21 protein-coding genes and 3 pseudogenes are annotated in these 25,917 nt (G+C 71.3%); 7 read left to right on the forward strand and 17 right to left on the reverse strand.

Going from position 1 to position 25,917, the window contains the following annotated elements; all coding sequences use genetic code 11:
- Nucleotides 1–257: 257 nt before the first annotated feature.
- The 4 genes and pseudogenes from IEZ17_RS07500 to IEZ17_RS44385 form a co-directional block, all read right to left on the reverse strand.
- Complete coding sequence (locus IEZ17_RS07500) at nucleotides 258–896, reverse strand: DedA family protein (RefSeq protein ID WP_189297734.1); 639 nt, start codon at nucleotides 894–896, stop codon at nucleotides 258–260.
- 166 nt (nucleotides 897–1,062) lie between these two features.
- Entirely contained in the window at nucleotides 1,063–1,527 is a 465-nt protein-coding gene (locus tag IEZ17_RS07505) for a DoxX family protein (RefSeq protein ID WP_189297736.1), read from the reverse strand.
- 128 nt (nucleotides 1,528–1,655) lie between these two features.
- A complete protein-coding gene (locus IEZ17_RS07510) occupies nucleotides 1,656–3,638 on the reverse strand; it encodes an FAD/NAD(P)-binding protein (RefSeq protein ID WP_189297738.1) in 1,983 nt (660 codons plus the stop codon).
- A 363-nt stretch (nucleotides 3,639–4,001) separates the two neighbouring features.
- Nucleotides 4,002–4,208, reverse strand: a pseudogene (locus IEZ17_RS44385) (hypothetical protein); the annotation flags it as partial.
- A gap of 282 nt (nucleotides 4,209–4,490) precedes the next feature.
- On the opposite strand from IEZ17_RS44385, the gene IEZ17_RS07520 reads away from it, so the two are divergent.
- Nucleotides 4,491–5,249, forward strand: a complete 759-nt coding sequence (locus IEZ17_RS07520) for an ABC transporter permease (RefSeq protein ID WP_189297742.1) — start codon at nucleotides 4,491–4,493, stop codon at nucleotides 5,247–5,249.
- 201 nt (nucleotides 5,250–5,450) lie between these two features.
- Nucleotides 5,451–6,032, forward strand: coding sequence for a TMEM165/GDT1 family protein (locus IEZ17_RS07525; protein ID WP_189297744.1), 582 nt, complete (start codon nucleotides 5,451–5,453; stop codon nucleotides 6,030–6,032).
- Nucleotides 6,033–6,125: 93 nt separating this feature from the next.
- Here IEZ17_RS07525 and IEZ17_RS07530 read toward each other — a convergent pair whose 3' ends face one another.
- Both IEZ17_RS07530 and IEZ17_RS42090 read right to left on the reverse strand, forming a co-directional pair.
- Nucleotides 6,126–6,788 (reverse strand): HAD-IA family hydrolase, encoded by a 663-nt coding sequence (locus tag IEZ17_RS07530; RefSeq protein ID WP_189297746.1) that lies wholly within the window; start codon nucleotides 6,786–6,788, stop codon nucleotides 6,126–6,128.
- 207 nt (nucleotides 6,789–6,995) lie between these two features.
- A complete protein-coding gene (locus tag IEZ17_RS42090; protein ID WP_229852007.1) occupies nucleotides 6,996–8,081 on the reverse strand; it encodes a peptidoglycan-binding domain-containing protein in 1,086 nt (361 codons plus the stop codon).
- 375 nt (nucleotides 8,082–8,456) lie between these two features.
- On the opposite strand from IEZ17_RS42090, the gene IEZ17_RS07540 reads away from it, so the two are divergent.
- Nucleotides 8,457–10,535 (forward strand): MFS transporter, encoded by a 2,079-nt coding sequence (locus IEZ17_RS07540; protein WP_229852009.1) that lies wholly within the window; start codon nucleotides 8,457–8,459, stop codon nucleotides 10,533–10,535.
- Nucleotides 10,536–10,604: 69 nt separating this feature from the next.
- Here IEZ17_RS07540 and IEZ17_RS07545 read toward each other — a convergent pair whose 3' ends face one another.
- Nucleotides 10,605–11,132 (reverse strand): GNAT family N-acetyltransferase, encoded by a 528-nt coding sequence (locus IEZ17_RS07545; RefSeq protein WP_189297750.1) that lies wholly within the window; start codon nucleotides 11,130–11,132, stop codon nucleotides 10,605–10,607.
- 109 nt (nucleotides 11,133–11,241) lie between these two features.
- Here IEZ17_RS07545 and IEZ17_RS07550 point away from each other — a divergent pair, with 109 nt between their 5' ends.
- Nucleotides 11,242–11,739, forward strand: a complete 498-nt coding sequence (locus IEZ17_RS07550) for a hypothetical protein (protein WP_229852011.1) — start codon at nucleotides 11,242–11,244, stop codon at nucleotides 11,737–11,739.
- Between the two features lie 387 nt (nucleotides 11,740–12,126).
- Here the strand turns inward: IEZ17_RS07550 and IEZ17_RS07555 are convergent, their stop codons facing one another.
- From IEZ17_RS07555 to IEZ17_RS07585, 7 genes and pseudogenes are all read right to left on the reverse strand, one after another.
- Nucleotides 12,127–12,459 (reverse strand): antibiotic biosynthesis monooxygenase family protein, encoded by a 333-nt coding sequence (locus tag IEZ17_RS07555; RefSeq protein WP_229852013.1) that lies wholly within the window; start codon nucleotides 12,457–12,459, stop codon nucleotides 12,127–12,129.
- Between the two features lie 304 nt (nucleotides 12,460–12,763).
- Nucleotides 12,764–13,150 (reverse strand): annotated as a pseudogene (locus IEZ17_RS07560) (NUDIX domain-containing protein); the annotation flags it as partial.
- 4 nt (nucleotides 13,151–13,154) lie between these two features.
- Nucleotides 13,155–13,820, reverse strand: a pseudogene (locus tag IEZ17_RS07565) (XRE family transcriptional regulator); the annotation flags it as partial.
- A 152-nt stretch (nucleotides 13,821–13,972) separates the two neighbouring features.
- Nucleotides 13,973–15,106, reverse strand: a complete 1,134-nt coding sequence (locus IEZ17_RS07570; RefSeq protein ID WP_189298316.1) for a DUF2330 domain-containing protein — start codon at nucleotides 15,104–15,106, stop codon at nucleotides 13,973–13,975.
- A gap of 666 nt (nucleotides 15,107–15,772) precedes the next feature.
- Nucleotides 15,773–17,287: a glycine betaine/L-proline transporter ProP gene (gene proP, locus IEZ17_RS07575; protein ID WP_373299749.1), complete on the reverse strand. Its 1,515-nt coding sequence runs from the start codon at nucleotides 17,285–17,287 to the stop codon at nucleotides 15,773–15,775.
- A 565-nt stretch (nucleotides 17,288–17,852) separates the two neighbouring features.
- Nucleotides 17,853–18,878 carry a CU044_5270 family protein gene (locus IEZ17_RS07580; RefSeq protein WP_189297754.1) on the reverse strand — a complete coding sequence of 342 codons (1,026 nt, stop codon included), beginning with the start codon at nucleotides 18,876–18,878 and terminating at the stop codon, nucleotides 17,853–17,855.
- Nucleotides 18,871–19,410, reverse strand: coding sequence for an RNA polymerase sigma factor (locus IEZ17_RS07585; protein WP_189297756.1), 540 nt, complete (start codon nucleotides 19,408–19,410; stop codon nucleotides 18,871–18,873). The genes IEZ17_RS07580 and IEZ17_RS07585 overlap by 8 nt, the downstream gene beginning before the upstream one ends.
- 117 nt (nucleotides 19,411–19,527) lie before the next feature.
- On the opposite strand from IEZ17_RS07585, the gene ctaD reads away from it, so the two are divergent.
- Both ctaD and IEZ17_RS07595 read left to right on the forward strand, forming a co-directional pair.
- Nucleotides 19,528–21,186, forward strand: coding sequence for an aa3-type cytochrome oxidase subunit I (gene ctaD / locus IEZ17_RS07590; protein WP_229852015.1), 1,659 nt, complete (start codon nucleotides 19,528–19,530; stop codon nucleotides 21,184–21,186).
- Nucleotides 21,179–21,541: a hypothetical protein gene (locus IEZ17_RS07595; RefSeq protein WP_189297758.1), complete on the forward strand. Its 363-nt coding sequence runs from the start codon at nucleotides 21,179–21,181 to the stop codon at nucleotides 21,539–21,541. Before ctaD ends, IEZ17_RS07595 begins: the two co-directional genes overlap by 8 nt.
- Nucleotides 21,542–21,601: 60 nt before the next feature.
- Here the strand turns inward: IEZ17_RS07595 and IEZ17_RS07600 are convergent, their stop codons facing one another.
- A complete protein-coding gene (locus tag IEZ17_RS07600) occupies nucleotides 21,602–22,834 on the reverse strand; it encodes a cytochrome P450 (protein ID WP_189297760.1) in 1,233 nt (410 codons plus the stop codon).
- Between the two features lie 273 nt (nucleotides 22,835–23,107).
- On the opposite strand from IEZ17_RS07600, the gene IEZ17_RS07605 reads away from it, so the two are divergent.
- Nucleotides 23,108–24,277: a steroid 3-ketoacyl-CoA thiolase gene (locus tag IEZ17_RS07605; protein ID WP_189297762.1), complete on the forward strand. Its 1,170-nt coding sequence runs from the start codon at nucleotides 23,108–23,110 to the stop codon at nucleotides 24,275–24,277.
- Here IEZ17_RS07605 and IEZ17_RS07610 read toward each other — a convergent pair.
- Nucleotides 24,261–25,181: an ECF transporter S component gene (locus IEZ17_RS07610; protein ID WP_189297764.1), complete on the reverse strand. Its 921-nt coding sequence runs from the start codon at nucleotides 25,179–25,181 to the stop codon at nucleotides 24,261–24,263. The genes IEZ17_RS07605 and IEZ17_RS07610 overlap by 17 nt on opposite strands.
- Nucleotides 25,178–25,917 (reverse strand): ATP-binding cassette domain-containing protein (locus IEZ17_RS42095; protein WP_229852017.1); only part of this gene is annotated, 740 nt, incomplete at its 5' end. The genes IEZ17_RS07610 and IEZ17_RS42095, both read right to left, overlap by 4 nt.

The raw sequence follows: 25,917 nt of genomic DNA on the forward strand, positions 1-25,917 counted from the left end.
TGGTAGTGGTTCGAACTCCCGCCTCCTGGGCCGCTGCGGGGCGGCACCGGCGCCTGCCCGGAGGGGCGGCGGGAGCGGGGTGGTGACGTTCGACTCTACTCCGTGCAGGGGGTGGGACCGCTGTCCCTGTCCCGGCCGCCGGTGCGCGGGCGGGAGCAGATCCGGGACCTGAGGCGGCAGTCGGAATCGCTCGGGCCCGTGGGGCGCGTGCCTGCCGGGCCGGAGGGGACTGCCGTGCCGAGTGGTCCGTATGCCGGTCAGTGGGCGGCGGCCCGCCGTTCCGGTCGTCGCATGAGGAACGCGGCCACCGATCCGGCGACGAAGAGGGCGAAGACGGAGAGCGCGCCGCTGATCCAGGAGGTGCCGAGCCAGTGCCCGCCGAAGTAGCCGAGGCTCACGCTGTACGCGGCCCAGACGAGACCGGCCAGCGCCGACCAGGGGAGGAACTCGCGGACGGTGCGGTGCGCGACACCGGCACCCAGGCTGACCACGGAGCGCCCGGCGGGTGCGAAGCGGGCCAGTACGACGATGCCGCCGCCGCCCCGCGTGAGCGCGGCACCGAGTCGCTCCTGGGCCGCGGCCAGCCGGCGGGAGCGGCCGATGGCCCGGTCGAAGCGGTCGCCGCCGCGCCAGGCCAGGCGGTAGGCGACCATGTCGCCGAGCACCGAGGCGGTGGCCGCGCAGAGCACCAGCGAGAGCATCTCGGGGAGGTGGTTCTCGCCGCGGACGGACGAGGCGACATCGGCGGCGGTGCCGGTGCCGGCGGCCGTGGTGGCCGCGGTGATCACCAGGACCCCGCTGGGCAGGATCGGGACGAAGACATCGAGGACGACCGAGAGACCGACGATCACATACACCCAGGGGGTGCCGCTGAGGGGCCCCAGGCTTTCCACCAACGCATCGCTCCCGGTCCGGACCCCGCCGCGACGTCGCTCGGGGCGGCAGGGGCGGCACTACGGCCGTCCAGCGTACGCCGGGCCCCGACGGCCCGGTGGCCAGGGGCGGAGTGTGTCCCTCCCCTGGCCACCGGGCCGTCGGGGCCCGGCGTACGTCGCGGGTGCGTCAGGCGGCGCTCGGCTCGCGCTCGACGACGGGTGCCGGCGCCGCTTCCGGCGCGCCGAAGAAGAGGCGGTCGAGCGCCCAGGCGCCGGGGCCGGTGAAGAAGATCAGCAGGAAGGCCCAGCAGAACATCGCGGACGCCTCGCCGCCGTTCTGGATCGGCCACAGCGCGTGGCCCGCGTGCATCGTGAAGTAGGCGTAGGCCATCGAGCCGGAGCTGATGAACGCCGCCGGGCGGGTGCCGAGGCCGGCGATCACGAGGACGCCGCCGGCCAGTTGGATGACCGCGGCGTACCAGCCGGGCCAGCTGCCCGCGGGGAGGGTCGAGCCGTTGCCCATCGCGCCGCCCATGATGCCGAAGAGCGAGGACGCTCCGTGGCAGGCGAAGAGCAGTCCGACGACTATGCGGAAGAGCGCGAGGACGTGCGGGGTCGCTCTGTTGGTGAAGGAGCTCAGGGGAGCGGACATGGGGGGTAACTCCTACGGTTTTTTGGGGACGAAGTAACCGCTGGAGTGGAAGGTTAGGCCCGCCTTACCGTTACTTGCAAGTTCAACCTCTTGTTCTTTGGGGAACTATTGGTCTGAACCAAAGAGGTTCATGGGGAGGTGGAGGTGATCGCCGGGGCGGACGTGACCGAAGCGGTTGCGTGGACGGAAGGGGCCGGAGGGGCGGCCGGTCGCCGGTGCGGCGGCGCGGCGGCCGAGGCGCGCAGCGCCGCCCGGGCCACCGCGTCCGTGTCCGCCAGCGTGACCGATCCCACCCCGGGGCGCGCCCCGGCGGCCGTCACCCAGTGCACGCCCTCCGTCGGCACCCCGACCGCGAACCGCCGCGGATGGCGCCGGCCGTCCGCCTTGATGAGGTGGTACGGGCTCGGCGACACATCCAGCCCGCCGGTCTCGTAGCCGTCCGCGGTGTGCGGTCGGCACCCGCCGTCGGCCAGCAGCCGGGTCAGCAGCGCGTCCCCGGTGCGCCGTAGATCCGGTTCCGGGAGCCGGGCCTCTATCAGGGCCGCCGCCGTGATCCGCGAACCCGGCACGTCCGGGGAGGACGCCGTGAAACCGGGCGCCTCCTCCCCGGTTCCCATGTGGACCTCCATGCGGGGGCCGACGACCTCCAGTACTCCCGCCTCGATGAGCGCCGCCATCTCCTCTATGCGGCGGCGCGGCGGCCCGATGGACAGAAACGCGTTCAGCGGGGTGTACCAGCGGTCCAGATGGTCGCGGCGGGACGCGCCCGCCAGCCCGCCGTGATCGACGATCTGCCGCAGCTCGTTGCGCAGATCCCGCAGCACGTCCAGGGAGGCCTTCACGGGGCCCGACACGTTGTCCTGCCGGGCGTGTGCGACATCCGCGCGCAGATGGTCCAGCAGCCAGCCGCGGAAGTCGGCCCGGCCGGCGAACGGGCGCCCTGCGTGCGGCCGGGAGACGCGGTCCCAGTCCCAGCGCTCGGCGGGCGCGATACCGAAGGCATCGAGGGCGGCGGCCTCTTGGGGGCTGCCGTGCGCGCTGCCCAAGAAGCGCTCCCGGAAGGCGTCCGCGAAGCGGCCCCCGGAGCCGTCCGGCGAGCGGCGCGCCAGCAGCGCCTCGTAGAAGACCGCCTCCACCTCCTTGGCGACCAGCGGCCAGACCTCCGTCAGGAAGTCCGGCAGATCCCCGGAGTCGGCCCGCTTGCGGAAGCCCGCGATGACGTCCGGGGTGAGCAGCAGCGGCAGATGGCGGCCGAGTGCGCCCTTCGCGTTGTCGCCGCGCGCGTGGTACGGGATGCCGCGCCGGGAACCCGCGTACAGCATCGGCTCGCGGCCGGACGGCAGATACGCCAGCGCGCCGTCCGCGCCGGGGGCGAACCGGCCGCCGCGGCCGGTCGTCAGCAGCGCCATGTGATCGAAGAAGTTCAGGCCGAGCCCGCGCAGCAGCACCGGACGGCCCGGGGGCAGCGCCGCCAACTCCCCGGTGAGATCGGCGGGGTTGGCGGGCGGCAGATACGACAGCCCGTGCCCGGCGGCGTAGTCCGCGAAGCGCCGCTGCTGCACGTCCGGGACGGTGTCCAGATGGCCCTGCGCCAGGACAACCGCGCCCAGGCCGGGCAGCGTTCGGCCGTCGTCCAGGGTCAGCGACTGGGTGCCGTCGAGGGCCTCGGTGAGCCGCACCGCGCGGGCCCGGTGCGCGATCACGGTCACGTTCCCGGGGGCCGTCCGCACCGTGTGCCGGAACACCCACTCCAGATAGCGGCCGTAGAGCGCCCGCCCCGGATAGTCGTCCGGCCCGACGTCGCACCCCTCCCAGGCGTACAGGCTCGGCCCGGTACGGATCGGCCCCGCGCACGCCACGCTGTCGTCGGTGAACAGCGTGACCTGCGACGCGACGGTGTTCATCAGCAGCTCGGACGGCTGGGCGGTGCGCCACACTTGGCCCGCGCCCGGCGTTGCGGGGTCGATGACATGCACGGTCAGCCGGGCGCCCGGGGCCAGTTCGGGGGCCGAGGCGCAGATCCGCTCCAGGACACTCGTCCCGCGGGGTCCCGCGCCGACGATGGCGATGGCCGGGCCGGCAGGGCGGTCGGCGGGGTGGTCGGCAGCCAAGAGTGGCTCTCCCAGAGGCGGTGGACGGCCGTACGCGGGGGAGCGTGCGGCCGTCAGGGGGGCGGACGGCAGGCAATCGTGCGCCCTATCATCACCGCCCGAGGCGCCGATACGGCACCCGGCTGGGCAAAAGAATCGGCCGAATTCGCAGGTGGGCGGCGGGTTGGCCGACAGCTGACGGGTGCCGAACCGCACCGCATCGGCGCGTACGCCGGCAACCTGCACACGGGCGAAGAACCGGGCGACCTCGGGACCAAAACGCACATTGCCGCCCTGCGGGATCCCGCCCGTCGCCGGAGGCCCCACCGCCCGCCGGTGCCCCCGCCCGCCGGTGCCCCCGCCCGGCGGGCGGTGGGCGCCGTCTCAGCAGCCGGCCAGGATCTTCTTCAGCGCGGCCTCCTCCGCCGGATCCCCGTCGCCCGCGGCCTGGTTGACGCTGTCGGCGACCGCGATCGGCTGCGCGTGCGTCAGGTCGTCGGCGAACCCCCGGCGGCGCGCGGTGGTCCACGGCGCGGCGCCGGATCTCCATGCCTCCGAGGGCGGTACGACACGGTCGATGTCCAGGGAGGTACGTCCGTGCGGTGGCCGCGTCGGTCGGGACGGGCGGTGCGGCCTGGCGGGCCGGCCGTTCAGTACGAGCGTGCGGAGCAGCCGGCCCGTCGTGGCGTGGCGTGGCGTGGCGTGGTGGGGTTGCGGTGCGACGGGTGCCGGGTTGCAGGGTGGCGACATGCGCACGTCGGATCGAGAAGTTCGCGCGAACGCCCGGGAACCGCCGGGCTGACGGGGTGTCATGCCCGCACCGCGGAACTCAGGTTCGGGTGCCCCGGGCACCCGTCCGCCTACAGTGAGCGCGTGCTCCTGCCGGTCAACGCCACCCTCGGGGTCGTCCTCGCCGTTCTGCTGGTCGCCGCCGTGGCCGTCGCCGCGGTGGCGCGCCTCGGCCATGCACGGGCCATCGCCCTCGCCGGTGTGCGCGCGGCGGCCCAACTCGCCGCCGTCTCCTACCTCATCGGGTGGGTCGTCGGCGCCCTCCCCTGGCTGCTGTGCTTCCTCGTCCTGATGTTCGCGGTGGCGGTCCGTACGGCCGGCCGCCGCATCACCCGGAACCGCACCTGGTGGTGGGCCGCCGTACCGATCGCCGTCGGGGTCCTCCCGGTCGTCGGCCTGCTGCTGCTCACCGGCCTGGTGCCGCCGCGCGGCCTCAGCCTGATCCCGGTCACCGGCATCCTCATCGGCGGGGCGCTGACCGCGACCGTCCTCGGCGGGCGGCGGGCACTGGACGAGCTGGAGTTGCGGCGCGGGGAGTTCGAGGCGGGGCTGGCGCTGGGGCTGCTGGACCGGGACGCGCGGATGGAGGTGGCCCGCCCGGCCGCGTCGGACGCCCTGCTTCCGGGGCTCGACCAGACCAGAACGGTGGGGTTGGTCACACTTCCCGGCGCGTTCGTGGGCATGCTGCTGGGCGGCGCCTCGCCCGTACAGGCGGGTGCGGTGCAGCTGTTCGTCCTGGTCGCGCTGCTGGCCGTGCAGGCGTCGTCGTGCGCGGTGGTGCTGGAGCTGGTGGCACGCGGGCGGATCCACCGCGTACCCTTGCCGGCAGCAGAAGGGGAGTAGCTCTTCGCCGGGATTGTCGACATACTGCTCAGCTCGTCTGAGCCGGCGCCCGGAGGCGCGGTAGGTATCGCAGTGCGACGCGGTACGTATCCCTACGCGCCAGCGAGACCTTCGGCCGCAGTGTTCGACGCTGCCGTGCCGAAGCGACCCCACTTCCCGGGCCCCTTTGGTGCGGCCCGACCGATCGAGGTAATCCACCCCGTGTTCAGCCTTACCGTCGCCGCCATCGTCTTCGGCGTCATCTTCCTTGCCGAGCTGCCCGACAAGACCGCCCTGGCGAGCCTGATGCTCGGTACCCGCTACCGCGCCTCGTACGTCTTCGTGGGCGTCGCCGCCGCCTTCCTCGTGCATGTCGTTCTCGCCATCGCGGCCGGCAGCGTGCTGACCCTGCTCCCGCACCGCCTCGTCCAGGCCGTGGTCGGCGTGCTGTTCCTGGCGGGCGCGGCCGTGCTGCTGTTCCGCAAGGGCGACGACGAGGAAGACGTGGTCAAGCCCGCCGACCAGAGCTTCTGGAAGGTCTCCGGGGCGGGCTTCATGATGATCCTGGTCGCCGAGTTCGGCGACCTGACCCAGATCATGACCGCCAACCTCGCGGCCCGCTACAACGACCCGGTTTCCGTCGGTATCGGCGCCGTACTGGGCCTGTGGGCCGTGGCAGGGTTGGGCATCCTGGGCGGACGGACGCTGATGAAGCGGGTGCCGCTGCGACTGATCACCAAGATCGCGGCAGCGGTGATGGCCGTGCTCGCCGGCTTCAGTCTGTACGAGGCAGCCGTGGGGTGAGGGGCGGTGCGGCCGGGCCCGTGACCCGCCGTTCGGCCGCCGGTGTGCGGCTCGGTGCGCGCGGCATGCGGCGCGACCCGAGCGACCTGCGGCTCAGTTCGTGACGTGCACGGCGATCGCGCCGTCCGGCAGGGCCTCGATGCGGATCCCGTTGAGGTCGCGGACGTGGGCGGTGGGGGCGTGGGCGGCGGCGCGGTCGCCGACGCCGACGACCCGCATCCCCGCGTCCCGGCCCGCCGCGATGCCCGCCTCGGAGTCCTCGAAGACCAGGCAGTCCGCGGGCGCGAAGCCCAGCTCGGCGGCGCCCTTGAGGAACCCCTCCGGGTCGGGCTTGCTGGCGCTCACGCTCTCCGCCGTGATCCGTACGGCCGGCATGGGCAGCCCCGCGGCCTCCATCCGGGCGTCGGAGAGGGCGATGTCGGCGGAGGTCACCAGGGCGTGCGGCAGCCCGGCGAGGGCGGCCATGAAAGCCGGTGCGCCCGGTACCGGCACCACGCCCTCGGTGTCGGAGGTCTCCTGCGCCAGCATCCGGCGGTTGTCCGCCATGTTCAGCTCCATCGGGCGGTCCGGCAGGAGCGCGGCCATGGTCGCCCAGCCCTGGCGCCCGTGGACGACCTGGAGGACGTCGTCCGCCGAAAGCCCCTGCTCGGCCGCCCAGCGCCGCCAGCAGCGCTCCACGACGGCCTCGGAGTTCACGATCGTGCTGTCCATGTCCAGCAGCAGGGCGCGGGCTATGAGCGTGGTGGTGGCCGTCATCGGCGGGCTCCTGGGCGCTATCGCTGGCGGGACGGTGCGGAGAAGAACACAAGCGGTCCCGCCCGCCGGTCAGGGAATGCGGGCGGAACCACTTTGTTTCTACACGATACAAAGCGCCATGGGGGACCGACAAGCCGCCCTGGTCCGGGACGGCCATGAGGTCCGTCACGGCACCGGGGGAGCGGCGGGCGGGCCCCCGATCCGCCGTCACGGCTCCCGGGTGCGCGATTCGAGGGACGCCCGGGTCGGTGTCCCGTAGACGCCGTCGGGGTCGTCGTGCACCCCGTAGGTCTGCTGGTAGCGCGATACGGCGTCCCGTACCGCCGTGCCGTACCGGCCGTCGGCCGGGCCCGCGTAGAGCGCCAGCTGCCGCAGCCGGCCCTGGAGCTCGGTGACCTCCGGGCCGCTGGAGCCCTCGCGGAGCACGATCGGGCCGGTGGGCGGGGCGCTGGGGGAGCTGCCGCCGGGACTGTCCGTCACGCTGCCGGATGCCTGGACCGGGGCTTGGGGGCGCGGCGTCGCCGCGGTCTTGTGGAGCGTCGCGGTGGTCGCGGGGGCCGTGCGGTGGGGAGTGGCCGAGGCGGCGGAGGAGTGGTGGGCGGTCGGTGCGGGGGCGGTGTCGCGGTCGTCGGTCGGGATGGTCGCGGTGGGGGTGACGGTGCCGCCGTCGGGCGGGGCCGCCCGGTCCCGCCCGACGCCCGGCAGTGCGTCGGTGCCGACCAGGATCGCGGTGGCGGCCACCGCCGCTCCCGTGACGGCCAGAACGGCGGGGAGCACCCGGCGGCGGCGCCCGGAGGGGGCGGCCGTGTGCGGGGCGGGCGGTTCGGGGGGCGGGGACGAGGTGAGGGTGGGGGAGGTCGGGCCGCGGCGGTGGTGCGCCAGGGAGGGCGGCGCGTAGGTATCCGGGGATATGGGAGGTGGTGTCAGGGGAGCGGGGGCGTGCGGCGCGGCGTCGGATCCGCGCGATGGGCCGGCTGTCCGGCCTCCGGCGACGTGGTCGAGGGCTGTCCGGTCAGGAGCCCGGTCGGCTATGTGGACCGCGGCATCCACCCCGGGTAAGCCGTCCAGGTCGTCCAGATCGTCCAGCCGGTGGCGCCCGTCCGCCCCGCCGTCGTACGCGGCATCGCCTGCCCCGTCCTCGTCCGGGCCGCCGCCCTCGCCGTCCGGTAAGGACACATAGGGCCGGAGCCGCAGCGGGTCGAAGTCCGCCGCCTCGGCAGCCGCGCACAGGCAGGTGGGCCGGCCGTCGCCGCGTACGGGGGCTGAGCAGTGCGGGCAGGACGATGCCGTCACGGGTGGTCCCCTCTCTGGAAGCTCGGGCCGGCAGCCGATTATTCAGAGCCCGCCCCCGTCCGCGCAGGCGCTCCACGACATCCGCCGGGTGTACCCCGGGTGTCTTCAAGGTGAACGCCGAAACCCCCGGCCCCTCAGCGGGCCATATCGGTCGGAACCGCCCAGGATGGGAGGAGGGCTGAGGGGCGTTCCCGTACGGGTCGGATGTCCCGGCACCGGCCCGACGGCTGGAAGGGAGGAGCCGAACCCGACGGCCGGAGGGTGCCACGCCGGGCGAGGGACGGTCCCCGGACAACGGACAGACCGGACAGGGGGGCGGGGCCGAAGGACGAGGGACAGCGGGGCCAAAAGACAAGGGACGAGAGGGAGACGCTCATGGCGCAGGACACCAGCGCTCCTGCCGTTGCCGGCGAGGGACGGTCCCGGCGGACGGTCCTCGTCGCGATCGGCGCGCTGTTGCTCGGCATGCTCATCGCGGCGCTCGACCAGACCATCGTCGCCACCGCGCTGCCCACGATCGTCAGCGACCTCGGCGGGCTCAACCACCTCTCCTGGGTGGTCACCGCCTATCTGCTGGCGTCGACGGCGGCGACGCCCCTCTGGGGCAAGCTCGGTGACCTGTACGGCCGCAAGAAGCTGTTCCAGACCGCCATCGTGATCTTCCTGATCGGCTCGGTGCTGTGCGGGATCGCCCAGAACATGAGGCAGCTCATCGGCTTCCGGGCGCTCCAGGGCCTCGGCGGCGGCGGCCTGATCGTGCTGTCGATGGCGATCGTCGGGGACATCGTCCCGCCCCGCGAACGCGGCAAGTACCAGGGGCTGTTCGGCGCCGTGTTCGGCGCCATGAGCGTCCTCGGGCCGCTGCTCGGCGGGCTGTTCGTCGACCATCTCAGCTGGCGCTGGGTGTTCTACATCAACGTCCCCATCGGGGCGATCGCGCTCGCCGTCATCGCCGCCGTGCTGCACATACCGGTCCACCGCACCCCGCACCGCATCGACTACCTGGGCACCGCCATGATCGCCGCGGTGGCCGCCTGCCTGGTCCTGATGACCTCGCTCGGCGGCGTCACCTACCCCTGGGATTCCTGGCAGATCGAGGGACTAGGGGTGCTCGGTGTCGTCCTGCTGGGCCTGTTCGTCCTCGTGGAGCGGCGGGCCGCGGAACCCGTACTGCCGCTGCGGCTGTTCCGGATGCGGACGTTCAGGCTCACCGCGATCATCGGCTTCGTCATCGGCTTCGCGATGTTCGGATCGATGACGTACCTGCCGACGTTCCTCCAGGTCGTGCAGCGGGTCTCGCCGACCATGTCCGGTGTGCACATGCTGCCGATGGTGCTCGGCATGCTGATCTCCTCGACCGCCTCCGGGCAGATCGTGTCCCGTACGGGCCGCTACAAGGTCTTCCCGATCACCGGCACCGCCGTGGTCACCCTCGGCCTGCTCCTGCTGCACCAGCTCGATCCGTCCACCAGCGTCGCCCTGATGAGCACCTACTTCTTCGTCTTCGGCTTCGGACTCGGCCTGGTCATGCAGGTGCTGGTACTCATCGTGCAGAACGCGGTCCCCTACCAGGACCTGGGGGTCGCCACCTCCGGAGCGACCTTCTTCCGCTCCATCGGCGCCTCGTTCGGCGTCTCCATCTTCGGCACGATCTTCACCAACCAGCTCGGCCCGCGGATCGCCGACGCCCTTGCCGGAGCACAACTCCCGCCCGGTGTCACGGCGTCGAGGATCGCCCAGGACCCGCGGGCCGTCGCGCATCTGCCGCCCGCCCAGGCCGCCGGCGTCCTCAACGCCTACTCCCTCTCCATCACCGACGTCTTCCTCTACGCCGTCCCGGTCGTCCTCGTCGCGTTCGCCCTGGCCTGGTTCCTCCGGGAGGAGCCGCTCCGCAGCAGTGTCACCGCACCCGACACCACCGAAGTCCTCAGCTCCAACCCCGTCGAGCGGTCGTCCCGCGACGAGTGCGCCCGCGCGCTCTCGAAGCTCGGCAGCATGGCAGGCCGCAAGGACATCTACGAGAAGATCACCGCACGAGCCGGACTGGACCTCAAACCGGCGGCCAGCTGGATGCTGTTGCGCATCTACCGCTACGGCTCGGTGGAACCGGCGCTGCTCGCGGAGCGCAGCAGCGTGCCGCTCGGGGTGGTCGCCGAGGGAGCACGGCAGGTCGAGGAACGCGGCCTGGCGCAGCGCGAGGGGCTGACGCTGCTCCTCACCGACCGCGGCCGGGAGGTCGCGGACCGGCTCTCCGCGGCCCGTCAGCAGTCGCTGGCGGAGATGCTGGGCGACTGGTGGACCAGAGACCGGCCCACCGACCTCACCGAACTCGTCAAGGAGCTGTCGGCCGAACTGTGCGGCTCGGATGCCGAGGAACCGACCAACGGTGACGCCCGCCCGCCGGTATCGCGCACGACGCCGCGCACACCCCGACCACCGGACATGGCGAAGTGAGCAACGGGCAGGGATGGTGAGGGGTGAGGGGTGAGGGGTGAGGGGCCCTGTTTCCTGCGCGTCCCCCAACTACCCTTCCACCAGAGGCTTCTCGAAGAAGATCTCCGCGTAGACGTCGTCGTGGTACGCCTCGATCTCCACGAAACCGTGCCGCCGGTAGAGCGCAACGGCCTCCGTCAGGTCGAGCCGGGTGTCCAGCCGCATCCGCTCGGCTCCCATCCGCAGCGCGGCGGACTCGGCGGCGCGCAGCAGGCCGTCCGCACCGCCCAGACCGCGCTTGGCGGGCCGTACGAACATCTGCTTGAGCTCGGCGGTACGCGCATCCAGCAGCCGCGTGCCCACGCATCCGGCCACCTCATCGCCGTGCCGGGCCACCAGCAACAGGCCGTTGGGCGGCATCAGATCGGCGCTGGGGTACTCCGCCAGCCCGTCGTCGATCTCCTCGGGCGTCGACTGGCGCCCTTCGTGGAGCGAGTAGTAGCGATCGGCGACCTCGGTGTAGTACTCGCGCAGCAGCGCCCGCGCCACCGGCGAACCGACCGGTTCGGCGGAGACCGCCCAGGGGAGGGGGAGGGTGGTGGCGACGGCTTCACTCATACCGACATTGTGACGAGAGCGGCGACACCGGGCGCACGGCATTTTGTACGGGAACGGCCGGTGGGCGCGGCGGTGGCAGGAAGATCCCAGAACCGGGGGCGGACCAGGCGTGGCGCACCAGCGATCAGATGACGAGACCGAGCCCACCTGGGGCTCGCTGTGCCCGCGTGACAAAGTGCTGGCCGCCTTCGGCATGACCGGACTGGGACTTGGCGTCCTCGCCCTCGGGGTCCTGGTCCTGCTCCTCACGGTCCTCGTCGTCGCGGCGGTGTCCCGCGGCCTGATCGAATCCGACGGCGTGGGACCGTTCATCTGGGGCGCCGTACTGTGCCTGCCCTGCGGACTGCTCGCGGCCGTGCTCATCCACCCCCTGCGTCTCCTGCTCCGCCTCAGCTCCGTCACCCCGAAAGCCAAACGCGGTGCGGAGATGGCTCTTTCGGCGGCGACCACCTTCCTGGCCGCCATGTTCGTGGAAGACTTCGCCCCGGGGCCGCGTGTCCAACACCCATGGCTACCGGCCTTGCTGGCCACCCTCTTGGTGGCCCTGGCCAACGTGGTCATCAACCACCTTGAGAACCGCAAGAAGGAAGCCGGTTCCAGCTGCTGACGAGCGTGCGCGCGTGCCCATTCGCCTGGTTCACCTCACGAGGCAAGGTCATCGGCCGCGATGCAAACCGGCCTCGTGGCTCATCGGGCAAAATGCCCGTGCGGCGCGCATAAACCGTTGGCCGAAGGGCTGAACCGGCGCTTCGGCGAGGGGCGAAGCCACGACGCGATAGCCGCTCACCAACACAGAGCCGGCCGCCTGTGGTGCCAGGCGGCCGGCTGTTCTCTTTGCGAGATGAGGCACTTGCGCACTATCCCGTACCTGCGCACTATCCGGTACCTGCGCAATAGCCGGTACTTGCGCAATAGCCGGTACTTGCGCTGTGCGCGGCGCTTGCGCAATCTCCGCGGAGAGCGCCGGTGAGCGCGGCGAGGCGTGCCTTCGTCTTCAGGCTTTCTTGGGGGCGGCGTGCTGAACGACCTCGAAGGACCACAGCGTCGAATCGGTGGCGGCGGGCTTGGGCCGCTCGGCGCCCTGCCCTTGGCCGCCCTGGTGAGCCGCCTTCATGGGTCCCTCCATCCATGCCTGGAACGACTCCTCGTCACGCCACCGCGTGTACACCAGATAGCTGTCGGTGCCTTCGACCGGGCGGAGCAGCTCGAACCACTCGAAGCCGTCCGAGCTCTCTACCGCGTGTGCGCGGGAGGCGAAGCGCTTCTCAAGGGTTTCCCGCTGCTCAGCGGGGACGGTCAGCACGTTGATCTTTACCACGCTAGGCACATGACACCTCTCACAAACCGGACGCCTGACTGGCGTCGTCATCTGGACCAAGTGCGTGCAGTCTCCTACATCAGACAGTCAAAGCGTCGTGAGGACGATTCCCGGGCCAGTCCCGAGGCCCAGCGGGAGTAGTGCGAGGCGCTGATCACGGCGAAGGGCTGGGACCTGGCGCGGAGCTTCGCCTCCCGGCCGCTCTCAGGAAGTACCTTCGACAGAGGACGCCGGGCACCGAGCTCTCCCCGCCTCCGGCTCGGGCGCGCGGAGGCGGGGAGAGCGCACCGGAGAAATGCGCACACCGGCCAGCCTCTCCATGGGCGATGAATCGGAGCTCTGTGCTCTCGTCGGAGATTGTCAGAGTCCCGCCCACGACGCGGGCGGTGAAGCAGATGTTGAACTGGCGGCGTACCTCCCCGCCGCTGTAGGCGATGACGTGTTTGGGGTCGGTGTAGGTGCCGACGAGACCTGTGATCTCGACGTCCGGTCCGGTCTCTTCCTTGACCTCTCGTACGGCGCAGCCGGGCAGGCTGTCGCCCATGTCCATGCCTCCGCCCGGCAGGGCCCAGAGGTTGTTGTCTCGTCGTCGCTGGAGCAGCACGCGTCCCGATTCGTCGGTGACGACGGCAGAGGCGGCGACGACGAGACTGTTGGGCTCGGGCGCGTGGGGATCGTCGTAGCACTCGGTCCGCGCCATGGGCTCAGCCTGCTACGGGGCGGGCGGTCTCCCATACGGCGTTGAAGCTGTCCGCGTAAGTGTTGAACATGCCGCCGTCGTTGTTCCGCCGTAGGTGCCGTACGGGTGCCCCATAGGCGTTCACGCCCCACACATGGGCGTTGACCAAGAGCTGGTCGTCTGCGCGGTACAAGCTGTTGTAGAGAGTCGTTCCGTGGGTCCGCATCTCGATGCCGGGAACCGTGAGCAAGGGCCGGTAGTGCATCAGCGCGAGGCGGCAACGGGATTCGATGCCGTGCCCGAATTCCTCTTCTTTTCCCCGCTGTTGGACGTTGGCACTGTCGGCGTCCTCTACGGCGATGCGGACGTTGCACCCCTCCGCCGCCCGTTCCCGCAGAAGGTCGTTGAGCCGGGGATACGCCTCGTGCAGGAACACGGCGGCGTACACAAGGATGTCGATGTGTTCCCGCGCTGCTGCGAGGAGATCCACGAAGACCGAGACGGGCAGGTCTGCGCGCTTGTCGTACAGCGCGACCAACTCAGGGCTCACCGCTCGTGCTGCCCGTGCCTGGCGCAGAGATGGCCACAGTGCATGCACGTCTTCCCCCAGGGGCTCAGCGGCTTTCAGCGCCGTGACTCGCCGTGGGGTGCGTCCGAGGTCGACCCAGCGCTCAACTGACTTGGTATCGACCCCGCGCGCGGGCCGTCTCTATGTGCGCGCCTTGACGGCATCATTGATCTTCACGGTGCTCATGCCCACCATCGCGCCCCATGGGACGCACGGGAGGCCGGTCAGGGCCGTCCGGCTCGCGGGGCGTCCGCCCGTTCCGCAGCCGGCGGTGCTCATCCGAGGGGTGGTGGGACCCGTACCGGGGCCGGTGGGGCGGCGCGGCGACGGGCGTGGTGGCCGACGGCCAGGGCCGTCGCCGCAACCAGGAGCAGCGGCACTCCGCCGACCGTGGGGATCCAGAGGGGGATTCCGCCGACCTCCAGGAGGGAGTACGCGTAGGTCACCCGCTGGTACGGCGTGTCCGCGGCGGTGCGGCGGAACTCGTGGTCGCCGCTGATGCGTCGGGGTTCCGGGAAGCTCTGGTCGAGGGCGGTCAGAAAGGCCGGGCCGGCGCCGCTGAAGTCGCGTACGGCGCCGAGTGGCCGGATCCGTCCTGCGTAGAGGACCTGGGGTGACGCTCCTCCGATGGCGCTGTGCGGCTCCATCCGGTGTGGCGCGAGCAGATAGAGGCTCAGCGACTGGGGCGTCCTGGCGAGGCGGGAGAGCCGCATGGGGTAGACGAGGCGCTCGCTGGCGAAGGTGAGCCGCAGCGGATCGAGGGTGCCGGTGAGGTAGGTGTGCCGTTCGGCGGGGGCCAGCCGGATCGCCACGTACTCCCAGCGCTGGGTCACGTACGGGCGGAGTTCCTCGGCGAGCGAGGGAGGCAGCTGAAAGCCATTGGTTTTCAGCCAGTTGCGCAGGGCCTCGGGGTCGGTGGCGGTCAGCCGGGCGACGTCGAAGGGGCCCAGGCGCTCACGCCCGACGACACCGACGCCCGGAGCCCTGGCGCCGGGGGCCGGGGCCGTGGCGCCGCCGAAGCTCCACTCGAAGGGCCAGTCGCCGCTGCGCGGCCAGAAGTAGCTGCGGTGTTCGGTGACCGGTTCGGTGAGCCGGCCGAGTTCGGTGAGAAGTTCGGGATGGCCGAGCCGCACGGTGGCGCGGTGCGGTACGGGCATGATCCAGGCGGCGTCCGGGGCGTTGCCGTCGACGGTCAGACTCATCATGATCTGCTCGGTCGTGCCGTCCCAGCGGACCGCGGACGTCTCGTGGTGCACCGCCATGGTGGCGTTCGGACCGTGCACCATCGCCCCGCAACCGCAGGCGTACGCGGGCCGCGCGAGCCAGCCGAGCTGCACGGCCAGCAGGACCAGAACGACGCACAGCGCACGCCGCCGCCCGGTGGCGCGCTCTGCGACCCGCGCGCGCATGCGGGCGCCTGCCCCCGCGCCGGTGATGACGCCTGTCGCTGTTCCCATGGAGTCCCCCGTCCCCCGCGTACGCGTTCCGCGCGTACGGTCTCTCTGCGTACGCGTTCCCCGTGTACCGATCCCCGCGTACCGGACCCTGCGTACCGCTCCGCGCATATCGATGCCTGCGTACCGATCCCCGCGTACCGATCCCCGCGATCGGCAGCGTCACAGACGGGTGGCGCGGTGCCCTCGGTTCCACCTGCTGCTGCACCGGCGCATTACGGTACGGCTGCGACTGAACCTGAGCGTGAGCATCTTTGCTGCGCGTGCGCGTGCGTGTGCGCGTCGTTGCCGCGCCTGTGGAGTGCCGGGACATCGCGCATCGCTGTACCGGCCGCGCCTGCGCATCACGGTGTCGTGGGAACTGCCTTAGCACGAACGGCGTTCCGCACTCCATCTGCGCGCGAACCACGCTTGGCACTCGACCTGCGCGATCGGCCCTGCGTGATCGGCCCTGCGCACGCCGCCCGAGCGCGGACGCCGCCCCGCACCACATCTGCACCACACCCGCCCACCCCCCGAAGGGGGGTGGGCGGCGGGGAAAAGACCAGAGGTATGGGTGGGCGGCGGGGAAAAGACCAGAGGTAGGTACGGGTCGGCGTCGGGGAACAGGCCGCAGGGCGCTCAGCGGTCCGCTGCGGCTGCTGCGAGCTCGCGGGCTTCCTGTTCCGTTTCGACGGCCGGCGGGGAGCCCGGGAGGGGCTTGCGGGCGCTCTCGGACATCAGGAGGACGGCGATGCCGCCGATGACGGCCGCGGCCATCATGTAGTAGGCGGGCATCATCTTGTTGCCGGTCGCGCCGATCAGGGCCGTGACCACCAGCGGCGTCGTGCCGCCGAAGAGCGACACCGAGATGTTGAAGCCGATCGACAGGGAGCCGTAGCGCACCTTGGTCGGGAAGAGCGCGGGCAGTGCGGACGGCATCGCGGAGGTGAAGCAGACGAGCAGCAGGCCGAGCGCGGCCATGCCCAGTGCGATGGCGACCAGCGAGCCCTGGCGGATCAGCAGCAGCGCCGGAACCGACAGCACCAGGAAGCCCAGGCAGCCGGCCGCGATGACCGGGCGGCGGCCGAAGCGGTCGGAGAGCTTGCCCGCGAACGGCTGGACGACCATCATCACGACCATCACGCCGAGCACGACCAGCAGCCCGTGCGTCTCGTCGTACTTCAGTTCCGAGGTGAGGTAGCTCGGCATGTACGACAGCAGCATGTAGTCGGTGACGTTGAAGACCAGGACCAGGCCGATGCACAGCAGCATCGCCCGCCACTGGCCGAAGACCATCTCGCGGAGGCCGATCCGCTTCTCTGCGGCGCGGCGATCCTTCTCCTTGGTGCGGGCCTCCTTCTCCAACTGGGCGAAGGCCGGGGTCTCTTCGAGGCGCATCCGCAGGTAGAGGCCGATGATGCCCATCGGGCCGGCGATCAGGAACGGGATGCGCCAGCCCCAGGAGTTGAGGTCCTCGGTGGACAGCAGCGCGGTCATCAGCGTGACCAGGCCGGCGCCGCCCACGTAACCGGCCAGGGTGCCGAACTCCAGCCAACTGCCCAGGAAGCCGCGCTTCTTGTCGGGCGCGTACTCGGCGATGAAGGTGGAGGCGCCGCCGTATTCACCGCCGGTGGAGAAGCCCTGCACCAGCCGGGCGACGAGCAGCAGGATGGGCGCGCCGACGCCGATGGTGGCGTACGACGGGATCAGGCCGATGGCGAAGGTGCCGGCGGCCATCATGATCATGGTGATCGCGAGGACCTTCTGGCGGCCGATGCGGTCGCCGAGCGGTCCGAAGACCATGCCGCCGATGGGCCGCACCAGGAACGCCGCCGCGAACGCTCCGAACGTCGACAGCAACTGCGCGGTCGGGTTCCCGGACGGGAAGAAGACGTGCCCGAGGGTGACCGCGATGTAGCTGTAGACACCGAAGTCGAACCACTCCATCGCGTTACCGAGGGCGGCGGCGGACACCGCGCGCTTGACCATCGCGGGGTCGACGACGGTGACCTCGTCCGCCGTCAGCCGCTTCGTGGACGCCGAGCGCGGCTCGGTGGCGTTCACACGGCCGCCGGCCTTCGTATCGGACCCGGGTGCGATGGGGGACTGCGTCGGCACGTGTTCGCTCGCCTGCGCTCTCTTGGACGACTTCATGGCACTGCCCGCCATGGCGTGACGGGCAAAGGTCGACCATAGGGGCAGAACGGGTCATCACGGACAGTAGGCGGATGACCGCACAGTCGCTCGTCTACCCGCTCCTTGCAGGGCAAACGTGGTTCCGGGGATCTTTTCCGGGGACTTTCGGCTGTGATCCATCTCGCGAGGATCGGCCGCAACCGTTGGTGGATTGTGGCCTGCGTCATGTGGCGGGCGGCTGGTTTCGGCACGTGGCGGGCGGCCGGTCTCGGCGCGTGCCGGTGGCCGGATCTGTCATGTTCCGGGCAGCCGGTTGCGGCGGTCGGCGCGGCGCTTTCCGGGCGGGTGGGGGTGATGCGCTCGTCCGGGCGGGCGGGCGGGAGCGGTGCGGGGGCGGGGTGGGAGCCGCGTATCGGGGCGCAGGAAAACGGCGCGGTGGTGCCGGGCACCACCGCGCCGAAGGATCGTCGCGTCCCTCAAGGATCCGCCATGCGGGGGTGCCCCGCCACTCGGGCGGCCCTGCCGCGGGTCCCGGGCGGTTCGGTGGGGCCGGCCGGTGTCACGGCGTCCAAGCCGCGTACCGTCACGGCATCCACGCCTCGTACGACAGCACCTCACCCGCCGTGATCCGGAAGTCCGGCAGGTCCTTGGTGAAGGTGATCTCCGTACCCAGGAGTTGGCCGGTACGGGGATCGAGGATCACCATCTGGCGGGTGGCGTTCATGCCGCCGTCCGGGCCGTCGTGGACGTATGCCTGGCCGCGGCGGCCCAGCCGGTCGGTGACCGCGCCGGCCGGCCGCAGGCCCCCGGTGTCGGCCAGCATCCGGACGATCGCGGCCGTCTCGCGCGGTCCCGGTGTCCACTCCTGGCGGAACGAGGAGAGGGCGAGGAGGAGTTGGGGGGTGGTGCTCGCGGTGTGCTCGGTGTCGCCGCTTCCGTAGAGGGACGCCAGGAGCGCGCGCAGCGCCGCGGGGTCGGTGGGCGGCTTCGTCCGGGCGGCGAGGCCGCGGTGCCCGTCGCCGGAGCCGGGCGGATAGGTCTTGCGGTGCAGGACCTCGCCGTCGCCGACGGTCGTCCAGCGGCCGTTGTCGTCGTGGATCACCGGGCGGCCCGGGTGCCGCGGGTCGGTGGCCACGACCAGTTCCGAGCCGCTGCCGTCGGCGTTCCAGCGGGTGATGCGCTCCTCGGGCACGGTGACCGGAGACGCGGCGTCCGGACCGGTCTGCATGCTCAGGTACCAGCTCTGGAGATGGCTGCCGCGCCGCGGCCCGTCCCCGGGGCCTGCTGTCCGCGCCGTGGCCTGGGCCCTGCGGGCCAGTTCGGCCAGCGATACGGGCGCGGTGCCGGCGTGCGGGACGAGGGCGGCGGGGGCGGCGACGGCCGGGCTGCTGCCGGCGTCGGAGAGGGTGAAGGCGAGCACGCCGACCAGGGCGAGTACGGCGGCCTCGGCGCGCAGCACGAGGCGGCGGCGGGCGCGCCGGGTGCGGGTACCGTGCAGCAGGCGGTTGAGGCCGCGTTCCGCGGTGGCGTCCAACGGGCGGTCCCGCCAGGGGCCTTCGCCGGCCGGCACCGGGTTGGCCGCACGCAGCAGCTCCAGTTCGTCACTCATGGGCGTCGCCTCCTGCTCGTACGGACACGGTCGTCCGCGTACGGTCGATCTCCGCGCGCAGGCGGCGCCGGGCCCGGTGCAGCCGCATGGCGGCGGCGCTCCGGCCGCAGCCGAGGGCGACCGCCAGCTCCTCGACGGTCAGCTCCTCCCAGGTGGTCAGTCGGAGCACCTCCTGGTCGGCGGCGGAGAGGCGGGCCAGCGCCTCGTGCACCCAGGAGCCGGGCCGCTCGGTGTCCGGGCTGTCCACGGTCTGCCGGCCGTGCGCCGCCTCGTGGTTGCCCAGCCGGTGCAGCAGCCGCCGGTAGCGGCCGAGCCCGCGCACCGTGTTGGCAAGGCAGTTGCGGGCCACCCCGTACAGCCAGGGCAGCGGTGTGTCGGGGAGCTCGGTGCGTCTTCGCCACGCTATGGAGAAGACCTCCGCCACCACCTCCTCGACCTCGTGTGCCGGGGCGTCCAGCCGCCGCGCCACGAAGCGGCTGACCGCCCAGTAGTGCGCGCGATATGCCTCGGCGAAGGCGTCGTCCGTGCTCATGAACCCTTGGTGTCCGGCATGCCGCCGATCTTCACACCCTCCCCGGGTGAGACTTCACACCCCGGCGGAACGGCGGTGCGTGGTGACGATTCCGGGGGCCGCGGACACCTACGGGGCATGACGTCTCCTGTGAAGCCGCTGCCCGCGGAGCCCCCCTCCGTGCGGTCGCGGTCCGCGAAGCCGCTCCCCGTGAAGTGGCTGACCAGCACCGACCACAAGACCATCGGCACGCTCTACCTGGTCACCGCCTTCGCCTTCTTCTGCGTCGGCGGGCTGCTGGCCCTGGTGATGCGTGCCGAACTGGCCCGCCCCGGGCACCAGCTGCTGTCGAACGAGCAGTTCGACCAGGCGTTCACGATGCACGGCACGATCATGCTGCTGATGTTCGCGACGCCGCTGTTCGCCGGATTCGCGAACTGGATCATGCCGTTGCAGATCGGCGCGCCCGATGTGGCGTTTCCCCGGCTCAATATGCTCGCCTACTGGCTCTACCTCTTCGGTTCGCTGATCGCGGTGGCCGGATTCCTCACCCCGCAAGGGGCGGCGGATTTCGGGTGGTTCGCCTATGCGCCGCTCTCCGACGCCGTTCATTCCCCCGGTATTGGCGGCGACATGTGGATCACGGGGCTGGCCTTCTCGGGCTTCGGCACGATCCTCGGCTCGGTCAACTTCATCACCACCATCATCTGCCTGCGCGCCCCCGGCATGACGATGTTCCGGATGCCGATCTTCGTGTGGAACGTGCTGCTGACCGGTGTGCTGGTCCTGCTCGCCTTCCCGGTGCTGGCCGCCGCGCTGTTCGCCCTGGAGGCGGACCGTAAATTCGGTGCCCATGTATTCGACGCGGCGAACGGCGGAGCGCTGCTCTGGCAGCATCTGTTCTGGTTCTTCGGGCATCCGGAGGTCTACATCATCGCGCTGCCGTTCTTCGGCATTATTTCCGAGGTCATTCCGGTCTTCTCCCGGAAGCCGATGTTCGGTTACATCGGTCTGATCGCCGCGACGATTTCCATCGCCGGTCTTTCGGTCACGGTGTGGGCGCACCACATGTATGTGACGGGCGGCGTGCTGCTGCCGTTCTTCTCCTTCATGACGTTCCTCATCGCGGTCCCGACCGGTGTGAAGTTCTTCAACTGGATCGGCACGATGTGGCAGGGCTCGCTGTCCTTCGAGACGCCGATGCTCTGGGCGGTCGGATTTCTCGTCACCTTTGTCTTCGGTGGTCTGACCGGTGTCATCCTGGCCTCGCCGCCGATGGACTTCCACATCTCCGACACGTATTTCGTCGTGGCGCACTTCCACTACGTCGTCTTCGGTACGGTCGTCTTCGCGATGTTCGCCGGATTCCACTTCTGGTGGCCGAAGTTCACCGGCAGGATGCTCGACGAGCGGCTCGGCAAGATCACGTTCTGGACGCTGTTCATCGGCTTCCACGGCACGTTCCTCGTCCAGCACTGGCTGGGCGCGAACGGCATGCTGCGCCGTATCCCGGACTATCTGGCGGCCGACGGCTTCACCACCCTCAACACCGTCTCCACCATCTTCTCCTTCGTTCTCGGGCTCTCCCTGCTGCCGTTCCTCTACAACGTCTGGAAGACCGCGAAATACGGGGCGCGGGTGGTCCGTGACGATCCCTGGGGATACGGCCGTTCGCTGGAATGGGCGACGTCGTGTCCGCCGCCACGGCACAACTTCCTTGCTCTTCCGCGTATTCGGTCCGAATCCCCGGCGTTCGATGTGCATCATCCCGGGGTAGCGGGTGCGATCGATGCGTGACGTGACCGGGAAGGACGGGGTGATACGGATGGACGAGGCGATCAACGAGATCGAGGGGTATCTGCTCTGGGCGGCGGAGAAGGACCGGGCGCGCACCCGGGCGAACGCCTTCTGCGCGGGGCTGCCCTGGCTCACCGAATCACAGCGGCAGGAGGTGGTACGGCACTACTGCCGGGACCAGCGCGAGATCTCCCGGGTCTATCTGGAACGTATCGCGGTCCGCAGCGCCGGTCTGCGGACCGAATACGAGAGCGTCTACCGGGCGTTGCGGAAGCGGCTCGTCGCCGTGTTCCTGAGCGCGTCGGCGGCGGCCGTGGTGCTGCTGACCCTGGCGATCGGCCTTCCACGGCCGTGAGATCCGGCCGTGAGATCCGGGCCGTCAGGTGCGGAGCCGTGACGCCGGGGCGGAGGGTCCTCAGCCGTAATGGACCTGGAGTTCCTTGACGCCGTTGAGCCAGGCCGAGCGCAGCCGGCGCGGATCGCCCGCCAGGGAGATGTCGGGCATGGCATCCGCGATGGCGTGGAAGATCAGGTTGATTTCCAGTACGGCGAGGGACTTGCCGAGGCAGAAGTGCGGGCCGCCGCCCCCGAATCCCAGATGGGGATTGGGATCGCGGGTGATGTCGAAGACCTCGGGGTGCGCGAAGACCTCGGGGTCGTGATTTGCGGAGGAGTAGAAGATCCCGACGCGCTGGCCCTTCCTGATCTGCGCACCGCCCAGTTCGGTGTCCTGGGTGGCGGTGCGCTGGAAGGAGACCACTGGTGTCGCCCAGCGCACTATTTCCTCGGCGGCGGTCGCCGGGCGCTCGCGTTTGTAGAGCTCCCACTGGTCGGGGTGGGTGAGAAAGGCGTGCATGCCATGGGTGATGGCGTTGCGCGTCGTCTCGTTGCCGGCCACCGCCAGCAGCAGCACGAAGAACCCGAATTCGTCGGATCCGAGGTTCCCTTCGTGCTCCGCCGCCACCAGCCGGCTGACGATGTCCTCGGCCGGGCACTCCTTGCGGGCCGCGGCGAGGTTCATCGCGTACGAGATCAGCTCCATGGCCGCGTTGGCGCCGACCTCTTCGGTGATGGCCAGCTCCGGGTCGTCGTAGCCGATCATCTTGTTCGACCAGTCGAAGATGCGGGCCCGGTCGTCCTGGGGGATGCCGATGAGTTCGGCGATGGCCTGGAGGGGGAGTTCGCAGGCGATCTCGGTGACGAAGTCGCCGGCGCCCCGCTGCCGCGCCTCGGCGACGATCCGCTCCGCCCGGTGGCGCAGCGCCTCCTCCAGGGCGCGGATGGAGCGCGGGGTGAAGCCGCGCTGCACGATCTGGCGGACCCGGGTGTGCTCGGGCGGGTCCATGTTGAGCATGATCAGCTTCTGTACCTCGATCTGGTCGCGGGAGATGCCCGGGTTGAAGCGGATGATCGAGGTGTTGAGGTTGGCGGAGAAGACGTCCGGCCTGGTGGACACCTCCTTGACGTCCTGATGGCGGGTGACGACCCAGTAGCCGTCGTCGTCGAAGCCGGCGATGCCGTGCGGCTGGGCGTTCCACCACACGGGCGCGGTCTGCCGCAGCCGCGCGAACTCCGGGAGCGGGACGCGGGACTGGTAGACGTCGGGGTCGGTGAAGTCGAACCCTTCGGGGAACGCGGGGCAGTGCATCGGCGACTCCTGGGCCGGCTGACGTCGGACGCGGGGGATGGCGTCTCCTGACCGTTGTGCTGACGGGTCATCAGATCTGGTCGCGGTGAAGGTAGTAACGGGTTCTGCAAGTGGCAAGGGTCACGGCAATACGTATTGCGCACAAGGGCGTTGCAGCCCCCTTGCGCCCCGGGGTGCGGCTCACGAGACTGTTCGCAGAACTAGAACGCGTACTAGTTCTTCCCTCTGCGGGCGCCGGGACGCCCGCGGACGCGAGGAGAGGACGAGTCAGTCATGGCCGCGGAACCCGTCATCGTCGAAGCCGTACGCACCCCGATCGGCAAGCGCGGAGGTGCGCTCGCCAACCTCCACCCCGCCTACCTCCTGGGCGAGACGTACCGCGAACTCCTCGCCCGTACGGGCATCCAGCCCGACTGCGTCGAGCAGATCGTCGGCGGCACCGTCAGCCACGCCGGCGAGCAGTCCATGAACCCGGCCCGCAACGCCTGGCTCGCCATGGGCCTCCCGTACGAGACCGCGGCCACCACCGTCGACTGCCAGTGCGGCTCCTCCCAGCAGGCCAACCACATGGTGGCCAACATGATCGCGGCCGGTGTCATCGACATCGGGATCGGCTGCGGCGTCGAGGCGATGTCCCGGGTCCCCCTCGGCAGCGGCTCCAAGCACGGCCCGGGGAAGCCCTGGCCCGACGAGTGGAACGTCGATCTGCCCAACCAGTTCGAGGCCGCCGAGCGCATCGCCCGGCACCGCGGCCTGACCCGCGAGAACGTCGACTCGCTCGGCCTGATCTCCCAGGAGCGCGCGGCCACCGCCTGGGCCGAGGAGCGTTTCAAACGGGAGACCTTCGCTGTCCAGGTCCCCACCACGGAGGACGAACAGGCCGCGGGAGGGGGCATGTGGCGGCTGGTCGACCGCGACGAGGGGCTGCGGGACACCAGCATGGCGGCGCTCGGCGGCCTCAAGCCGGTCATGCCCACCGCCGTCCACACCGCGGGCAACTCCTCGCAGATCTCCGACGGCGCCTGCGCGGTGATGTGGGCCTCCAAGAGGATGGCGCGCGCCCTCAAACTCAAGCCGCGGGCCCGCATCGTGGCCCAGGCGCTGGTCGGCTCCGACCCGCACTTCCACCTGGACGGGCCGATCGACGCGACCCGGGCGGTGCTGGGCAAGGCCGGGATGTCGCTGAAGGACATCGACCTCGTCGAGATCAACGAGGCGTTCGCCTCCGTCGTCCTGTCCTGGGCGCAGGTCTTCGAGCAGGACCTGACGAAGGTGAACGTCAACGGCGGCGCCATCGCCCTCGGCCACCCGGTCGGCGCCACCGGCGCCCGGCTCATCACCACCGCCCTTCACGAACTGGAGCGCCGGGACAAGGAGTTCGCGCTGGTCACGATGTGCGCCGGTGGCGGGCTGGCGACCGGGACGATCATTCAGCGGCTGTAGTGGCGGGCCCGGCAGGCCCGGCCGTGTCGGCCGCCCCGGTTGCCCCGGCCGCCGGTGGCGTATCCGGGGCGAAGGAGACCGGGGCCTCGAAGGCGGCACGGCGGGTGGCGCGGCGCAGCGCCTTGAGGACCGTGCCGCCGAGCGTGGCGGTCAGCACGACGGTGACCAGGGCGCGCGGCAGGTCCCAGCCGAGCGAGGTGGCCAGGCAGTAGGCGAGGTAGCGGGCCAGGTTGTCGTGCAGCGGGTCGCCGGGGACGAAGGAGACGCCGGAGGCCAGACCGGCGATGTACGGCCAGCCCTGGAGGTTCATCACCAGCCCGTACAGGACCGCGGCGAGTGCCCCGTACGCGGCGAGCAGGGCCAGCTCGCGGCGCCCGCGCAGCCCTCCCCACCCCGGCAGCAGCCCCGCGCCCATCGAGACCCACCCCATCGACAGCATCTGGAACGGCAGCCACGGGCCGACGCCGCCGGTCAGCAGCGCCGACGCGAACATCGCCACCGACCCCAGGACGAAGCCGAACCCCGGACCGAGCACCCGTCCCGACAGCACCATCAGGAAGAACATCGGCTCGATCCCGGCGGTCCCCGCCCCCAGCGGGCGCAGCGCCGCCCCCGCGGCGGCCAGCACGCCGAGCATCGCGATGGCCTTGGCGTCGAGGCCGGGGGTCCGCCCGGTGTCGGCCGGGGGAGAATCCGCGACCGTCGCCAGCACTACGGCGAGCAGCAGCGGCAGCAGCGCCGCGAACAGCCAGGGCGCGTCCTGGGAATGGGCGAGCCCGGACGCCGAACCGGCGAGCAGCGGCCAGCCGAACGCCATCACGCCGACGGCCGAGACCAGGACCAGCGCGGCGACGGAGCGGGGGCCGAGGCGTACCGCACGGGCCGGGCGGGGCGGGGTGGTCATGCCGTCGCCTCCAGGGCGCGCGCGACCTGGGAGACGGTCAGCCAGGGCAGCGGGGAGAGGATCTTGGCGACCTGCGGGGCGAACGACGGCGAGGAGACCACCACGTCGTCGGTGGGGCCGTCGGCGACGATCTCGCCGTCCGCCAGGATGACGACGCGGTGCGCCAGTTCGGCGGCCAGCTCCACGTCATGGGTGGCCAGGACGACGGCATGGCCCTCGGCGGCCAGGGCGCGCAGCAGGTCGACCAGCCGGGCCTTGGCCGCGTAGTCCAGGCCGCGGGTGGGCTCGTCGAGCAGCAGCAGCGGAGGCCGGGCGGTCAGCACCACGGCCAGCGCGAGGGCGAGGCGCTGGCCCTCGGACAGATCGCGGGGGTGCGCCGAGTCCGCGACGCCGGGCAGCAGTCGGCCGACGAGTTCCCGGCAGCTGCCGGCGGGTGCGCCGGCGTCCTGGTCGGCGGCGGTGCACTCGGCGGCCACGGTGTCCGCGCAGAGCAGCTCCCGGGGCTCCTGCGGCACCAGGCCGACCCGGCGCAGCAGGTCGCGGGGGCGGGTGCGGTGCGGAACGGCGCCGCCCACGCGGACCGTCCCGGCAGCCGGCTCGTGCATCCCGACCAGGGTCGTCAGCAGGGTGGACTTGCCCGCCCCGTTGCGGCCCATCAGGGCGACCGTCTCGCCGGGGCGGACGGTGAGGGTGACGCGGTGCAGGGCGTCGGTCCGGCCGCGGCGGACGCCGCGGC

Source organism: Streptomyces albospinus (genome assembly GCF_014648695.1).
GTDB lineage: Bacteria > Actinomycetota > Actinomycetes > Streptomycetales > Streptomycetaceae > Streptomyces > Streptomyces albospinus.

Excerpts from the sequence above, each read along its gene's own strand:
- IEZ17_RS07505 (WP_189297736.1), bottom strand. The coding sequence starts at position 1,527 with ATGTCCGCTCCCCTGAGCTCCTTCACCAACAGAGCGACCCCGCACGTC.
- IEZ17_RS07530 (WP_189297746.1), bottom strand. The coding sequence starts at position 6,788 with ATGACGGCCACCACCACGCTCATAGCCCGCGCCCTGCTGCTGGACATG.
- IEZ17_RS07540 (WP_229852009.1), top strand. The coding sequence starts at position 8,457 with ATGGCGCAGGACACCAGCGCTCCTGCCGTTGCCGGCGAGGGACGGTCC.
- IEZ17_RS07545 (WP_189297750.1), bottom strand. The coding sequence starts at position 11,132 with ATGAGTGAAGCCGTCGCCACCACCCTCCCCCTCCCCTGGGCGGTCTCC.
- IEZ17_RS07570 (WP_189298316.1), bottom strand. The coding sequence starts at position 15,106 with ATGCGCGCGCGGGTCGCAGAGCGCGCCACCGGGCGGCGGCGTGCGCTG.
- proP (WP_373299749.1), bottom strand. The coding sequence starts at position 17,287 with ATGAAGTCGTCCAAGAGAGCGCAGGCGAGCGAACACGTGCCGACGCAG.
- IEZ17_RS07580 (WP_189297754.1), bottom strand. The coding sequence starts at position 18,878 with ATGAGTGACGAACTGGAGCTGCTGCGTGCGGCCAACCCGGTGCCGGCC.
- IEZ17_RS07585 (WP_189297756.1), bottom strand. The coding sequence starts at position 19,410 with ATGAGCACGGACGACGCCTTCGCCGAGGCATATCGCGCGCACTACTGG.
- ctaD (WP_229852015.1), top strand. The coding sequence starts at position 19,528 with ATGACGTCTCCTGTGAAGCCGCTGCCCGCGGAGCCCCCCTCCGTGCGG.
- IEZ17_RS07595 (WP_189297758.1), top strand. The coding sequence starts at position 21,179 with ATGCGTGACGTGACCGGGAAGGACGGGGTGATACGGATGGACGAGGCG.
- IEZ17_RS07600 (WP_189297760.1), bottom strand. The coding sequence starts at position 22,834 with ATGCACTGCCCCGCGTTCCCCGAAGGGTTCGACTTCACCGACCCCGAC.
- IEZ17_RS07605 (WP_189297762.1), top strand. The coding sequence starts at position 23,108 with ATGGCCGCGGAACCCGTCATCGTCGAAGCCGTACGCACCCCGATCGGC.
- IEZ17_RS07610 (WP_189297764.1), bottom strand. The coding sequence starts at position 25,181 with ATGACCACCCCGCCCCGCCCGGCCCGTGCGGTACGCCTCGGCCCCCGC.